This window comes from Pseudomonas sp. VEM90 (assembly GCF_054611535.1).
This window is the reverse complement of record NZ_JBTRAR010000011.1, coordinates 1-15,269: the sequence shown is the minus strand read 5'-3', so window position 1 is coordinate 15,269 and position 15,269 is coordinate 1. Positions and strand designations below refer to the sequence as shown.

Sequence of the window (15,269 nt, the reverse complement as noted above, 5' to 3'; positions counted from 1 at the left end):
GCTGACAGGCACTCGCCATGAGTCTGCCGCGCAGCCGCATCAGCCGTACCACCCGCCCTGAATTCAGGCGCGCCGGTGGCGGATGGCTGAGCCTGTTCGCCATGTGGATGATCTTCATCGGCCCGCTGATTTCCCAGTCGATGCCGATGGACCACCACGCGGGCATGAACATGCCGATGGACATGCCGATGGCGGCTGCCCATCAGCATGGCGGTGACACCCATCACGGCCACGGTGGCGATGGCCAGCTGCATGTGATGTGGGAAAAGTGCGGTTACTGCAGCCTGTTGTTCAACTGCCCGGCCCTGCCCCAGGCCCTCAGCCCGCTCAGCGCCGGCAGCATCGTCCCCACCAGCCACCTGCTTGCGCCAACGCACCAGGGCCATGCCCGGCAGGCTGTATTCCCTGGTGCGCGCAGCCGCGCCCCGCCTTCTTCGATCAACGTCTGAAACCACATTTGCGCACGAAGCCAGGAGGCTTCGCGCTAACTCATGACTGATCGACTGGAATCACTATGTCCGGCTGCACCCCTGTTTTTGCCTTGTCCCTGCGCGGGACCATCGCCGCCCTGTGCGGCTCGCTGCTCGCACCCATGGCCCTGGCCGCCGACCCTGGCCATGAAGGCCATGTGCACGATGCTCCCGAACTGAGCCCGACGGTGATCACCGCCGTGGCCCCGAGTTCGCCGCTGACCGTGGTCACCAACCCGAAAGACCCGCGCCAGCCAGTGCCGGCCAGCGACGGGGCCGACTACCTGAAGACCATCCCCGGCTTCTCGGCAATCCGTGCCGGCGGTACCAACGGCGACCCGGTACTGCGCGGCATGTTCGGCTCGCGTCTGAACATCCTCACCAACGGAGGCATGATGCTTGGGGCCTGCCCCAATCGCATGGACGCGCCCACGTCCTATATTTCGCCAGAAACCTACGACCGCCTGACCGTGATCAAAGGCCCGCAGAGCGTTATCTGGGGCCCCGGCGGCTCGGCAGGCACCATCCTCTTCGAGCGCGAACCGGAGAAATTCGGCACCCTCGGCAGCCGCGTCAACGCAAGCCTGCTGGCCGGCTCCAACGGCCGCTTCGACAAGGTGCTGGATGCCGCGGCCGGCAACAGTCAGGGCTATGCCCGCTTCGTCGGCAACCAGTCACGTTCGGATGACTACCACGACGGCAACAACGACACCGTGCCGTCGCGCTGGGACAAGTGGAACGGCGATGTCGCCCTCGGCTGGACACCCGACCAGGACACCTTGCTGGAGCTGACTGCCGGCAAGGGTGACGGCGAAGCCCGCTACGCCGGGCGCGGTATGGACGGCTCGCAGTTCAAGCGCGAAAGCCTTGGCCTGCGCTTTGAAAAGTCCAACCTCGGCGAGGTGCTCGACAAGGTCGAGGCGCAGGTCTACTACAACTACGCCGACCATGTGATGGACAACTACAGCCTGCGCACGCCGTCGGGTAGCGGCATGATGGGCATGCCGATGGTCAGCAACGTCGACCGCCGCACCATGGGCGCACGCATCAAAGCCACCTGGCGCTGGGCCGACGTGCAGTTGATCAGCGGGATCGACGCGCAAACCAACGAACATCGCCAGCGTGGCGGTATGGGTGTGGACGCACACAGGGGCCAGGCCTGGACCAAGGACGCCGACTTCCACAACTACGGCGCCTTCAGCGAACTGACCTGGTACGTCAGCGGAGAGGACCGCTTGATTACCGGCGCCCGTCTGGACCGCGCCTCGGCGCGCGATTTCCGCAAAACCAGCGCCACCGAAGGCGACACCCGCGCCGATACCCTGCCAAGCGGCTTCATCCGTTACGAGCACGACCTGGCAGCCATCCCGGCCACCACCTACATCGGCCTCGGCCATGCCCAGCGCTTCCCCGACTACTGGGAGCTGTTCTCACCCAAGCTGGCACCACCCGGCTCGGCCAATGCCTTCGACGGCATCAAGCCAGAGAAAACCACCCAGCTCGACTTCGGCATCCAGTACCGCACCGAGCGCCTGGAGGCCTGGGCTTCGGGCTATGTCGGGCAGATTCGCGACTACATCCTGTTCGACTATCGCACTGGCATGATGGGCATGAGCACCTCGCAGGCGCAGAACATCGACGCCCGCATCATGGGTGGCGAACTGGGCGCCGCCTACCAGTTGACTGAAAACTGGAAGGCCGACGCCACGCTTGCCTACGCTTGGGGCAAGAACAGCAGTGATGGCAAGGCGCTACCTCAAATGCCTCCCCTGGAAAGCCGCATGGGCCTGACCTACAGCCGCGATGTGTGGAGCGTCGGCGCACTGTGGCGGCTGGTGGCGGCGCAAAACCGTATTGCCGAAAATCAAGGGAACGTCGTCGGCAAGGACTACGACAAGAGCGCCGGCTTCGGCGTGTTCTCCTTGAACGGCGCCTACAAGGTGAACAACAACCTCAAGCTCAGCGCAGGGGTCGACAACCTGTTCGACAAAACCTACGCCGAGCACTTGAACCTGGCCGGGAACGCCGGGTTTGGCTACCCGGCTACAGATCCACAGCCGGTCAACGAGCCAGGCAGGACCTTCTGGACCAAGGTCGACTTCAGCTTCTGACAACAACGGGCGCAGCTTCGGTTGCGCCCTTCAGCTGGTCAAAAAGGAGGTTCCCATGAGAGGAACACGCGTCTCGTTCTATAACCTGGCCTGGCGTTGGCATTTCTATGCGGGGCTGTTCGTGGCCCCGTTCATGATCCTGTTGGCAATTACCGGGATCATCTACCTGTTCAAGCCCCAGCTCGACCCGCTGCTGTACCGCGACCTGATGGTGGTCGAGGCCGGTCACCACCGCCAGAGCGCAGACATGATGCTGGCTGAAGTGCGCCAGGCCTACCCCAAGGGCCACATCAGCCAGTACCTGCCGCCACTGAACGCAGAGCGTAGTGCGCAGTTCGTGGTGCAAAACAGCGGGCGTGAACTGAACGTGTTCGTCGACCCATACAGCGGCAAGGTCCTCGGTGAACAGGACGGCAAGCAGAACCTGCAGGCCATCGCCCGCGCCCTGCATGGCGAACTGATGGTCGGCACGGTCGGCGACCGGCTGGTGGAACTGGCGGCGGGCTGGGGCATCGTGCTGGTGGTATCAGGCCTGTACCTGTGGTGGCCGCGCGGGCGCAATGGCGCCGGCGTGCTTTGGCCGCGGCTGTCGGCACGCGGCCGACTGCTGTGGCGTGACCTGCACGCGGTAACCGGCTTCTGGGGTTCGGCCTTGCTGTTGTTGATGCTGCTCAGCGGCATGACCTGGACCGGCCTGTGGGGCAAGCAGTACGCTGATTTGTGGAACCGCTTCCCGGCAGCCATGTGGAACGACGTGCCCAAGTCGGACCAGCAGGCGCGTGAGCTGAACAGCGCGCACCGCCAGACCGTGCCCTGGGCCATGGAAAACACGCCGATGCCGCAGTCCGGTGCACACGCCGAGCACGCCGGGCACCACATGATGTCGGACATGCCCGCGGCGCCCCTGGTGAGCTTGCAGCAAGTCGAAGACATTGCCACTTCGCGTCAAGTCGAGCCGGGCTACAGCATTACCCTGCCCACCACTGCCGACGGGGTGTTCACCATTGCCGTGTTCGCCGACGACCCGCGCAACGACGCCACCCTGCATGTCGACCAATACACCGGCAAGGTTCTGGCCGATGTGCGCTGGCAAGACTACAGCCCGGTTGCCCGCGCCACCGAGCTGGGCGTGATGCTGCACGAAGGCAAGATGTTCGGGGCGCTGAACCAGATCATCATCCTGCTGGTGTGCCTGATGATCCTGCTGGGTTCGGTGAGCGGGCTGGTGATGTGGTGGAAGCGCCGGCCTGAAGGCGGCCTGGGCGTACCGCCTTTGCGTCATGACCTGCCACGCTGGAAGGCGGCGGTGGCAGTGATGCTGGTGCTGGGGGTGATGTTCCCGCTGGTGGGGGTGTCGATGGTGGTGATGTGGGGGGTGGATAGTTTGGTGGTGAGGCGCCGCCGGGTCTTGGCCAGCGCTTGAGCCTTGTGTTGCCTGTGCTGGCCTCTTCGCGGGTAAACCCGCTCCTACAGGGGACCGCGTTGCCTTTGTAGGAGCGGGTTTACCCGCGAAGAGGCCGGTACAGGCGAAATGCTGAGCCGCAAATGTAGAGTCGATCTGTCGCGCCCCGAACTGGAACGCGCGTGTTAGCCTAGCCGGCTACCTCTGACAAGCAGACTGGCCTCTACAAGGGAATGCCGCCTATGACGCAAACCTCACCAACTCCACCCGATGAACAGCACCTGCAACGCAACCTGACCAACCGCCACATCCAGCTGATCGCCATCGGCGGCGCGATCGGTACCGGCCTGTTCATGGGCTCGGGCAAGACCATCAGCCTGGCCGGGCCATCGATCATCTTCGTCTACATGATTATCGGCTTCATGCTGTTCTTCGTCATGCGCGCCATGGGCGAACTGCTGCTGTCGAACCTGAACTACAAATCTTTCATCGACTTCTCTGCCGACCTGCTCGGCCCTTGGGCCGGCTACTTTACCGGCTGGACCTACTGGTTCTGCTGGGTGGTCACCGGCATCGCCGACGTGGTCGCGATCGCCGCCTACACGCAGTTCTGGTTCCCCGACCTGCCGCAGTGGATACCGGCGCTGACCTGCGTAGGGCTGCTGCTGTCGCTGAACCTGGTGACCGTAAAAATGTTCGGCGAACTGGAGTTCTGGTTCGCCCTGGTCAAGATCGTGGCCATCCTCGGCCTGGTCGCCACCGGCCTGTACATGGTCATCACCGGCTTCACCTCGCCCAGCGGGCGCACCGCCCAGCTGGCCAACCTGTGGAATGACGGCGGCATGTTCCCCCATGGCCTGATGGGCTTCTTCGCCGGTTTCCAGATCGCCGTGTTCGCCTTCGTCGGCATCGAGTTGGTGGGTACCACCGCCGCCGAAGCGAAGAACCCGGAACGCACCCTGCCGCGGGCGATCAACTCGATTCCGATCCGTATCATCGTGTTCTATGTGCTGGCGCTGATCGCGATCATGGCCGTAACCCCGTGGCGCGACGTGGTGCCAGGCAAAAGCCCGTTCGTTGAGTTGTTCGTGCTGGCAGGCCTGCCGGCGGCGGCGAGTATCATCAACTTCGTGGTGCTGACCTCGGCGGCCTCGTCGGCCAACAGCGGCGTGTTCTCCACCAGCCGCATGCTGTACGGCCTGTCGCAGGAAGGTGATGCGCCCAAGTCCTTCGAACAACTGTCGAGCCGTTCGGTACCGGCCAACGGCCTGTACTTCTCGTGCACCTGCCTGCTGCTTGGTGCGGTGCTGATCTACCTGGTGCCGAACGTGGTCGAGGCATTCACCCTGGTCACCACCGTGTCGGCGGTACTGTTCATGTTCGTGTGGACGCTGATCCTGCTGTCATACCTGAAGTACCGCAAGAACCGCGCGGCGCTGCACCAGGCCTCGAACTACAAGATGCCGGGCGGGCGCTTCATGTGCTACGTGTGCCTGTCGTTCTTTGCGTTCATCCTGGTGTTGCTGAGCCTGGAGGCAGATACACGTTCAGCGCTGGTGGTGACGCCGATCTGGTTTGTATTGCTGGCGGTGACCTACCAGCTCGTACGCAGCAGGCGCCATCCCCGCACGGCTGTGCATAACGGCTGATGGCCTCGGGGCTGCGTCGCAGCCCCAATCCTGTGCACACAATTCCATCAGGCACCAACCTGGATCCAACCAACGCCCCAACACCTCGCACAGCCCCTCTAAACCGTACCTTTCGCCACTAGGCACACCCCTTGCTACACCCTCCCCGCTTGCCCAACACCATAAAAAACTCAGCGGAGAGAGCACATGAAGCGTCGCAGTCTGATCAAGGCCCTTACCCTCAGCGCATCGATTGCGGCGATGGGCCTGAGCTGGAGTATCCAGGCCGCCGAGACCATCAAGGTCGGTATCCTGCATTCGCTTTCCGGGACCATGGCCATTTCCGAGACATCGCTCAAGGACATGGCGCTGATGACCATCGAGCAGATCAACGCCAAGGGTGGCGTGAACGGCAAGATGCTGGAACCGGTGGTGGTCGACCCGGCGTCCAACTGGCCGCTGTTCGCTGAAAAAAGCCGCCAACTGCTGACCCAGGACAAAGTGGCCGTGGTGTTCGGCTGCTGGACCTCCGTGTCGCGCAAGTCTGTCCTGCCGGTGTTCGAAGAACTCAACGGCCTGCTGTTCTACCCGGTGCAGTACGAGGGCGAAGAAATGTCGCCGAACGTGTTCTACACGGGCGCCGCCCCGAACCAGCAGGCCATCCCGGCCGTGGAATACCTGATGAGCGAGGACGGCGGCAGCGCCAAGCGCTTCTTCCTGTTGGGCACCGACTACGTCTACCCGCGCACCACCAACAAGATCCTGCGCGCATTCCTGCACAGCAAAGGCGTGGCCGACAAGGACATCGAAGAGGTGTACACGCCGTTTGGCCACGCTGATTACCAGACCATTGTCGCCAGCATCAAAAAGTTCTCCGCCGGCGGCAAGACCGCGGTCATATCCACAGTCAATGGTGACTCCAACGTGCCGTTCTACAAGGAACTGGCCAACCAGGGCCTGAAGGCCACCGACGTGCCGGTGGTGGCCTTCTCGGTGGGCGAGGAGGAACTGCGCGGCATCGACACCAAACCGCTGGTGGGCCACCTGGCGGCATGGAACTACTTCGAATCGGTGGATAACCCGGTCAACCAGAAATTTGTCGCCGACTGGAAGGCCTACGCCAAGGCCAAGGGCCTGCCGGGTGCCGACAAGGCCGTGACCAACGACCCCATGGAAGCCACCTACGTAGGCATCCACATGTGGGCGCAAGCGGTGGAAAAAGCCAAGTCCACCGACGTCGACAAGGTGCGTGAAGCGCTTGCCGGGCAGAGCTTCGAGGCACCGTCGGGCTTCACCCTGACCATGGACAAGACCAACCACCACCTGCACAAGCCGGTGATGATCGGCGAGATTCAGGATGACGGGCAGTTCAGCGTGGTGTGGGAAACCGAGCAGCCACTGCGGGCGCAGCCATGGAGCCCGTTCATTCCGGGCAATGACAAGCGGCCAGATTACGCCGTGAAAGGTAACTGAGTGCACGGGGCTGCTTTGCAGCCCATTCGCGGGCTTGCCCGCTCCCACAGGTTCCCCACTGCCCTCTGGACCGGTGAAATCCCTGTAGGAGCGGGTTTACCCGCGAAGAATCCAACACCGATTTCCAGGATTGCCCGCATGCTCAGACTCCTGCTCACCCTCCTGCTACTAATCCCCCTGGCAACCCACGCCAGCGAGGGCGAATTCTTTCTCACCGCCAAGCCCGCCGAGCAGGTCCGCCTGCTCGAAGGCTGGGCGGCGCAACCCGATGCCGCGCGCCTGCCGCTACTGGAAAACCTGCGCCAAGGCCGCATCGCCACCGATGACACGCGCAAGGTACGCCTGAACAACCGCCTGCGCGGCCTGATCAACAACGCCCTGGCTAGCCATCAGCTGCTCAGCGACGACAGCGACACCCGCCTGGCCGCCGCACAACAACTGCAAAAAACCGCAAAACCCGCGCAAATGGCCTTCCTTGACCGGCGCTTCGCCAGCGAGCCGGACGCCGCCGTGCAGGCCGCCCTCGGCCTGGCACTGGCCAACCTGCAACTGGGCGCCAGCGAGCCTGCGGTACGCCTGGCCGCCGTGCGCCTGCTGGGTGAAACCGGCGACCCGCTGGCCCGCACCCGCCTCGAAGCCCTGCTGCAGCCCGATGCAGAACGCGACCCGGGCGTGCGTACAGCCGCCGAGACGAGCCTGGCCCAGGTCAAACGCAAACTGCTGGTCGGCGAACTGCTCGGCCAGGCCTTCAGCGGCCTGTCGCTGGGTTCGGTCCTGCTGCTGGCAGCGCTGGGCCTTGCGATCACCTTCGGCCTGCTCGGGGTGATCAACATGGCCCATGGCGAAATGTTGATGCTCGGCGCCTACAGCACCTACATGGTCCAGGTACTGCTGCAGCGCTTCGCCCCAGGCGCCATCGAGTTCTACCCGCTGATTGCCCTGCCGGTGGCGTTTGCTGTCAGTGCCGGGGTTGGCATGGCGCTGGAGCGCACGGTGATCCGCCACCTGTACGGCCGCCCACTGGAAACCCTGCTGGCTACCTGGGGCATCAGCCTGATCCTGATCCAGGCTATCCGCCTGCTGTTCGGCGCGCAGAACGTCGAGGTGAGCAACCCGGCCTGGCTGTCCGGTGGCATCCAGCTGCTGCCCAACCTGGTGCTTCCGTACAACCGTCTGGTCATCATCGGCTTCGCCCTGGCCGTGGTGCTGCTCACCTGGCTGCTGCTTAACCGCACCCGGCTGGGCCTGAACGTGCGCGCAGTCACCCAGAACCGCAACATGGCCGCCTGCTGCGGCGTGTCCACCGGGCGCGTCGACATGCTCGCCTTTGGCCTGGGCTCGGGTATCGCCGGGCTCGGCGGCGTGGCCTTGAGCCAGGTGGGCAATGTCGGCCCGGACCTGGGCCAGAGCTACATCATCGACTCGTTCCTGGTGGTGGTGCTCGGCGGCGTCGGGCAGCTGGCCGGTAGCCTCTGGGCCGCGTTCGGCCTGGGCATCGCCAACAAGCTGCTGGAGCCGCAGATCGGTGCCGTGCTCGGCAAGATCCTCATCCTTGCGTTGATCATTCTGTTCATCCAGAAACGCCCGCAAGGCCTGTTCGCCCTCAAGGGACGGGTAATCGACTGATGAACCAGCCACTGCTTGTCACTGCTACGCAAAAGGCCGGCCCACGCCTGACCCTTGCCATCGGTGCCGTCGTCGTCCTGCTGCTGGTGGCTTTGCCACTGTGCTCACTGCTGCCGGCAGACCATGCCCTGCACGTGTCGGCCTACACCCTGACCCTGGTCGGCAAGATTCTCTGTTACGCCATCGTCGCCCTGGCCCTGGACCTGGTCTGGGGCTATGCCGGGCTGCTGTCGCTGGGCCACGGTCTGTTCTTCGCCCTGGGCGGCTACGCCATGGGCATGTACCTGATGCGGCAGGCAGCCGGCGACGGCCTGCCCGGGTTCATGACCTTCCTGTCGTGGACCGAGCTGCCCTGGTACTGGGCCGGTACCCAGCATTTCGCCTGGGCCCTGTGCCTGGTAGTCCTGGCACCCGGGCTGCTGGCGCTGGTGTTCGGCTGGTTCGCCTTCCGCTCGCGGATCAAGGGCGTGTACTTCTCGATCATGACCCAGGCCCTGACCTTTGCCGGCATGCTGCTGTTCTTCCGCAACGAAACCGGGTTCGGTGGCAACAACGGCTTCACCAGCTTCCGCACCATCCTCGGCTTCGACATTGCAGCCCAGGGTACCCGCGCAGTGTTGTTCCTGCTGACTGTGGCCCTGCTGCTGACCAGCCTGTACCTGTGCTGGCGCCTGACCCGCAGCAAGTTCGGCCGCCTGCTCACCGCCGTGCGTGACGCTGAAAACCGCATGATGTTCTGTGGCTATGACCCGCGCGGCTTCAAGTTGCTGGTGTGGGTACTGAGCGCCGTGCTGTGCGGCCTGGCCGGTGCGCTGTACGTGCCGCAGGTGGGCATCATCAACCCCAGCGAGATGTCGCCGACCAACTCGATCGAAGCCGCCGTCTGGGTAGCCTTGGGCGGACGCGGCACGCTGATCGGCCCGCTGCTCGGTGCAGGCCTGGTCAACGGCATGAAAAGCTGGTTCACCGTGGCCTTCCCCGAGTTCTGGCTGTTCTTCCTCGGCGCACTATTCATCCTCGTCACCCTGTACCTGCCCAAGGGCGTGGTCGGCCTGTTGAAGAAAAGGAGCCAGCCATGAGAGGCGTGCCCCCAGTCCACCCGGAATTCATGCTGGAACCGGTATTCGACAACCTCGGCGCCGGACGCGATGCCATTGGCCTGGGCCACAGCCGCAAGGCCGGCCTCGACACCCGCCACGGTACGGTGCTGAGCCTGGAAGACATCAGCGTCAGCTTCGATGGTTTCAAGGCGCTCAACACGCTGAACCTGTACATCGGGGTGGGCGAGCTGCGCTGTATCATCGGCCCCAACGGCGCCGGCAAGACCACGATGATGGACGTCATCACCGGCAAGACCCGCCCCGACAGCGGCACGGCTTACTTCGGCGATACCCTCGACCTGACCCGCATGAGCGAATACCAGATCGCCCAGGCCGGCATTGGCCGCAAGTTCCAGAAGCCCACGGTGTTCGAGGCGCTGACCGTGTTCGAGAACCTGGAACTGGCGCTGAAGACCGACAAGTCGGTGTGGGCCAGCCTGGCGGCGCGCCTGAGCGGTGACCAGCGCCAGCGCATCGAGGAAGTGCTGACCACCTTGCGCCTGCTGCCGCTTGCCCAGCGTCAGGCCGGCTTGCTGTCCCATGGGCAGAAGCAGTTCCTGGAGATCGGCATGTTGCTGGTGCAGGAGCCGCAACTGCTGCTGCTGGATGAACCGGTGGCCGGCATGACCGATGCCGAGACCGAGTTTACCGCCGAGCTGTTCAAGGGCCTGGCCGGCAAGCATTCGCTGATGGTGGTGGAGCATGACATGGGCTTTGTCGGCAGCATTGCCGACCATGTGACCGTGCTGCACCAGGGGAGCGTGTTGGCGGAAGGTTCGCTGGAGCAGGTGCAGGCAGATGAGCGGGTGGTCGAGGTGTATCTGGGCCGCTGACCGGATTTGAATTTTTGGCGCCTGTACCGGCCTCTTCGCGGGTAAACCCGCTCCTACAGGGGGCGTAATGCCATGGGGCGGTTCCCGTTACAGGAACGGGCTTGCCCGCGAAGAGGCCGGCACAGGCACAGCATCCCTTTCAGGAACTCTCACATGCTCAAGATCGACACACTGCACCAGTACTACGGCGGCAGCCACATCCTGCGTGGCCTGTCCTTCGAAGCCAAGGTCGGCGAAGTGACCTGCCTGCTGGGCCGCAACGGCGTGGGCAAGACCACCTTGCTGCGCTGCCTGATGGGCCTGGTGCCCGCCCGTGACGGCAGTATCGAATGGGAAGGCAAGCCGATCACCGCGTTCAAACCGCAGCAACGGGTGCAGGCCGGCATCGCCTACGTGCCCCAGGGCCGCGAGATCTTCCCGCGCCTCACCGTCGAGGAAAACCTGCTGATGGGCCTGTCGCGCTTCCCCGCCCGCGAAGCCCGCGAGGTACCGGCCTTCATCTACGAACTGTTCCCTGTGCTGGAGCAGATGAAGCAGCGCCGCGGTGGCGACCTGTCTGGCGGCCAGCAGCAACAACTGGCGATCGGCCGCGCCTTGGCCAGCCGCCCGCGCCTGCTGATTCTCGACGAGCCGACCGAAGGCATCCAGCCCTCGGTGATCAAGGAGATCGGCGCGGTCATCCGCCGCCTGGCCGAGCGTGGCGACATGGCGATCTTGCTGGTGGAGCAGTTCTACGACTTTGCCGAAGCGCTGGCTGACCAGTACCTGGTCATGGCCCGCGGCGAAATCATCCAGCGCGGCCGCGGCGAAAACATGCAAGCCGAAGGTGTACGCGGGCTGGTAACCATTTAATCTGCGAGCAACGACCTTGCGAGACGCTGTCATGAGCTACGAAATCCGCGATGCCCTGCCCACCGATGTACCGGGCATACTCGACATCTACAACGACGCGGTGCTCAACACCACGGCGATCTGGAACGAAACCCCGGTAGACCTCGGCAACCGCCAGGCCTGGTTTGAAGCGCGCGCGCAGCAGGGCTACCCGATTCTGGTGGCGGTCGATGAAACCGGCGTGCTGGGGTATGCCTCGTTTGGCGACTGGCGGCCTTTCGAGGGCTTTCGCCTGACCGTTGAGCACTCGGTGTACGTGCGCAGCGACCAGCGTGGCAAAGGGCTCGGGCCGGAGTTGATGGCGGCGCTGGTCGAGCGCGCGCGCGGATGTGGCAAGCATGTGATGGTGGCAGCGATCGAGCGTGGTAATGCAGCGTCGGTGCGCCTGCACGAGCGGCTGGGCTTCGTGGTGACCGGCCAGATGCCGCAGGTGGGGGTAAAGTTTGGCCGCTGGCTGGACCTGACCTTCATGCAGTTGGTGCTGAACCCGGGCGCCGAACCGACCTGAAATGCGGTCCATTGTGGGAGCGGCCTTGTGTCGCCCCCACAGATGTCGGCAAGGGAGCCTACATCTGGATAAACCGGCCCAGCCGCTGCTTCAGCATGCTGTTCTCACTGCGCAACTGCTGCACTTCCTGCAACAGCTCCAGCGCCAGCGCCACCCCTTCCCACTCCAGTTCCAGCTCCTGGTGCAGCTTCACCGCTCGTTTGGCCACCAGCGGCGCCTGATCGTCAAACAGCCAGTCCTCCGGCGTTCGCCCGGAAGGTTCGACAATGCCGTGCTCGACAATTTCGATCACGCATTCAGCCGTGACATCGGCTTCCTGACACAGGGTACGCATGTCCAGTTGAACGATCAGGGTGCTGCTCATGATCACTTACTCCATTGTGTCCTCGGGTTGAACGCAGCTTTCTCGGAAAGCTTGGTCCAGAGTTCGCGGGCAGATTCGTCCGACGCGGGCGGCATGACCACTTTGAGCTGCGCATAAAGGTTGCCGCGCTCTCCCTGCTTGTTCGCCAGGCCCTTGCCCGGTACACGCAGGCGCTGGCCGCTCTGGCTGTCAGGGCGGATGGTCAGGTTGATCTTGCCATCCAGGGTCGGCACCGCCACCTTGGCGCCCAGGGCCGCCTCCCACGGTGCCAACGGCACAGTGATGATCAGGTCATGACCTTCGACATCGAACAGCGGGTGCGGTGCCATGCGGATGGTCAGGAACAGGTCACCGTTGGCTCCGCCACCGCTGCCCGGCGCGCCCTGGCCCTTGAGGCGGATGCGTTCGCCGTCGGTCACCCCGGCCGGAATCCTCACGTTCAAGGTCTTGGTGGTGAAGCCGGTGCGCTGGCCCATGGCATTGGTTTGCGGCACCTGGAAGCTGATCTGCTTGGACTCCTTGCTCAGGGTCTCTTCAAGGAATACTGCCAGTTCAAGCTCCACGTCCTGCCCCCGCCTGCCGGCACTGCGTTGTTGCTGCCGGGCGCCACCGAAGGGGTTGCCACCAGCACTGCGCCCACCGAAAATCGAGCTGAAGAAGTCGGAGAAGTCGCCGCCTTCGAAGCCGCCGCCACCGCCACGGCTTTCCCAACCCGGTGGTGCCTGGAACGGCCGGCCATGCTGGCCGCCGTACTTGCGAATTTCGTCGAACTCGGCACGTTTCTGCGCGTCGCCCAGCACCTCATAGGCCTCATTGGCCTCCTTGAATTTTTCCTCGGCGTCGCGCTCCTTGCTGACATCCGGGTGATACTTGCGCGCCAGTTTGCGGTATGCGGCCTTGATCGCCTTGTCATCCGCAGTGGGCTCTACGCCGAGTATCTTGTAATAGTCTTTGAAGTCCATTTATGGATCACCAATGTGAATGTGCATGTTGCAACTGAAGATAGGGGTCAAGCATAGCCTTTCAAGACCGACTTGGGTTTGCCTCAAGGCAGACGACTGGTCTTGATTCTGTAGCCAACTGGCATACACTGCGCGGCCGTTTTGCCTCCGGAAGCCCATTTCCCATGTCTGACGTATCCCCGGCCCGCGCCCTGGGCATCGACTTTGGCACCTCCAACTCCACAGTCGGCTGGCACCGGCCTGGCGTCGAGTCGCTGATTGCCCTGGAAGACGGCAAGATCACCTTGCCCTCGGTGGTGTTCTTCAATATCGAAGAGCGGCGCCCGGTGTATGGCCGCCTGGCGCTGCACGAGTACCTGGAAGGCTACGAAGGCCGCCTGATGCGCTCGCTGAAAAGCCTGCTGGGCTCGAAGCTGATCAAGCACGACACCAGCGTGCTGGGCAGCGCCTTGCCGTTCAAGGACCTGCTGGGCATGTTCATCGGCGAGCTCAAGAAGCGCGCTGAAGCCGCCGCTGGCCGTGAGTTCGACCAGGTAGTGCTGGGCCGCCCGGTGTTCTTCGTCGACGAAGACCCGGCTGCCGACCAGGAGGCCGAGGACACCTTGGCCGAGGTGGCACGCAAGATCGGCTTCAAGGACGTGTCGTTCCAGTACGAGCCGATTGCCGCGGCCTTCGACTATGAGTCGAGCATCAGCCGCGAAGAGCTGGTGCTGATCGTCGACATCGGCGGTGGTACCTCGGACTTCACCCTGATCCGCCTGTCGCCCGAGCGCCACCTGGTCGCCGAGCGCCAAAGTGACATCCTCGCCACCGGCGGTGTACACATTGGCGGTACCGACTTCGACAAGCAACTGAGCCTTCAGGGCGTGATGCCGTTGTTTGGCTACGGCAGCCGCATGAAGAGCGGTGCGCTGATGCCGACCAGCTACCACCTCAACCTGGCCACCTGGCACACCATCAACGCCTTGTACTCGCAGAAGTCGCAGCTGGCGCTGGGCAGCATGCGCTATGACATCGAGGACAGCTTCGGCATCGATCGCCTGTTCATATTGATCGAACAGCGCGCGGGGCACTGGCTGGCAATGGAAGTGGAAGCCAGCAAGATCGAGCTGACCGAGCACGACAGCCGCCACATCGACCTGCGCCGCGTCGAGCCCGACCTGAAAGCGGAACTGACCCGTACGCTGTTCGAAGAGGCGATCGAAGGCCTGCTGGAGCGCGTGCGCGGCAGCGTGACCGAACTGCTGGCCAAGGCCGGGGTAAGCGAAGGCCAGGTCGATACGGTGTTCTTCACCGGTGGCTCCAGCGGCATTCCAGCGCTGCGTAACAGTGTTTCGGCGATGCTGCCGAATGCGCGGCATGTGGAAGGCAACATCTTTGGCAGCATTGGGAGCGGGCTGGCCATCGAGGCGCGCAAGCGTTACGGCGCGGCCTGATTTGTCGTTTAGCCTGTAGCCGCGAACGGGGCGGGCCTGCTGGCCAATTACCACCCGCCGTTCACCGTTGCCGCCGCTACCGTATTCGCGGGTAAACCCGCTCCTACGCCCGGTCGGGGGTGGACACACATCGGTGATTGACCACAGGCCGCCGTGTAGGAGCGGGTTTACCCGCGAAGAGGCCGGCCCTGCTGGCCAATTACCACCCGCCGTTCACCGTTGCCGCCGCTACCGTATTCGCGGGTAAACCCGCTCCTACGCCCGGTCGGGGGTGGACACACATCGGTGATTGACCACAGGCCGCCGTGTAGGAGCGGGTTTACCCGCGAAGAGGCCGGCCCTGCTGGCCAATTACCACCCGCCGTTCACCGTTGCCGCCGCTACCGTATTCGCGGGTAAACCCGCTCCTACGCCCGATCGGGGTGGACACACATCGGTGATTGACCACAGGCCGCCGTGTAGGAG

General features: G+C 63.8%; 13 protein-coding genes. 11 read left to right on the top strand and 2 right to left on the bottom strand.

The features are described 5' to 3' along the window. Positions 1-17: 17 nt before the first annotated feature. The 10 genes from ACYCCG_RS12405 to ACYCCG_RS12360 all read left to right on the top strand — a co-directional run bounded on the left by ACYCCG_RS12405 (position 18) and on the right by ACYCCG_RS12360 (position 12,042). Positions 18-449 carry a DUF2946 domain-containing protein gene (locus ACYCCG_RS12405; RefSeq protein WP_176683182.1) on the top strand — a complete coding sequence of 144 codons (432 nt, stop codon included), beginning with the start codon at positions 18-20 and terminating at the stop codon, positions 447-449. A 65-nt stretch (positions 450-514) separates the two neighbouring features. Then, positions 515-2,581, top strand: coding sequence for a TonB-dependent copper receptor (locus ACYCCG_RS12400; RefSeq protein ID WP_176683181.1), 2,067 nt, complete (start codon positions 515-517; stop codon positions 2,579-2,581). Between the two features lie 55 nt (positions 2,582-2,636). Beyond that, complete coding sequence (locus tag ACYCCG_RS12395; RefSeq protein WP_339535198.1) at positions 2,637-4,004, top strand: PepSY-associated TM helix domain-containing protein; 1,368 nt, start codon at positions 2,637-2,639, stop codon at positions 4,002-4,004. 221 nt (positions 4,005-4,225) lie between these two features. Next, positions 4,226-5,632 (top strand): D-serine/D-alanine/glycine transporter, encoded by a 1,407-nt coding sequence (gene cycA, locus ACYCCG_RS12390; protein ID WP_209963170.1) that lies wholly within the window; start codon positions 4,226-4,228, stop codon positions 5,630-5,632. A gap of 186 nt (positions 5,633-5,818) precedes the next feature. Further along, positions 5,819-7,084, top strand: a complete 1,266-nt coding sequence (gene urtA / locus ACYCCG_RS12385; protein ID WP_003249642.1) for an urea ABC transporter substrate-binding protein — start codon at positions 5,819-5,821, stop codon at positions 7,082-7,084. Between the two features lie 138 nt (positions 7,085-7,222). Continuing rightward, entirely contained in the window at positions 7,223-8,710 is a 1,488-nt protein-coding gene (gene urtB / locus ACYCCG_RS12380; RefSeq protein WP_176683178.1) for an urea ABC transporter permease subunit UrtB, read from the top strand. Further along, entirely contained in the window at positions 8,710-9,789 is a 1,080-nt protein-coding gene (urtC, locus tag ACYCCG_RS12375; RefSeq protein WP_176683177.1) for an urea ABC transporter permease subunit UrtC, read from the top strand. Before urtB ends, urtC begins: the two co-directional genes overlap by 1 nt. Beyond that, positions 9,786-10,643: an urea ABC transporter ATP-binding protein UrtD gene (gene urtD / locus ACYCCG_RS12370; protein ID WP_144180699.1), complete on the top strand. Its 858-nt coding sequence runs from the start codon at positions 9,786-9,788 to the stop codon at positions 10,641-10,643. Before urtC ends, urtD begins: the two co-directional genes overlap by 4 nt. 153 nt (positions 10,644-10,796) lie before the next feature. Beyond that, entirely contained in the window at positions 10,797-11,495 is a 699-nt protein-coding gene (gene urtE / locus ACYCCG_RS12365; protein ID WP_003249634.1) for an urea ABC transporter ATP-binding subunit UrtE, read from the top strand. A gap of 31 nt (positions 11,496-11,526) precedes the next feature. After that, the gene (locus ACYCCG_RS12360) at positions 11,527-12,042 is read left to right on the top strand and encodes a GNAT family N-acetyltransferase (protein ID WP_014592567.1); all 516 of its coding nucleotides are present in this window, start codon (positions 11,527-11,529) and stop codon (positions 12,040-12,042) included. Positions 12,043-12,100: 58 nt separating this feature from the next. Here ACYCCG_RS12360 and ACYCCG_RS12355 read toward each other — a convergent pair whose 3' ends face one another. Both ACYCCG_RS12355 and cbpA read right to left on the bottom strand, forming a co-directional pair. Further along, positions 12,101-12,406 carry a chaperone modulator CbpM gene (locus ACYCCG_RS12355; protein WP_021784432.1) on the bottom strand — a complete coding sequence of 102 codons (306 nt, stop codon included), beginning with the start codon at positions 12,404-12,406 and terminating at the stop codon, positions 12,101-12,103. Between the two features lie 2 nt (positions 12,407-12,408). Continuing rightward, positions 12,409-13,368 carry a curved DNA-binding protein gene (cbpA, locus tag ACYCCG_RS12350; RefSeq protein ID WP_409262307.1) on the bottom strand — a complete coding sequence of 320 codons (960 nt, stop codon included), beginning with the start codon at positions 13,366-13,368 and terminating at the stop codon, positions 12,409-12,411. A gap of 164 nt (positions 13,369-13,532) precedes the next feature. Between cbpA and ACYCCG_RS12345 the strand changes: the two genes are divergently transcribed. After that, positions 13,533-14,804 carry an Hsp70 family protein gene (locus ACYCCG_RS12345; protein ID WP_459670581.1) on the top strand — a complete coding sequence of 424 codons (1,272 nt, stop codon included), beginning with the start codon at positions 13,533-13,535 and terminating at the stop codon, positions 14,802-14,804. Positions 14,805-15,269 lie beyond the last annotated feature (465 nt).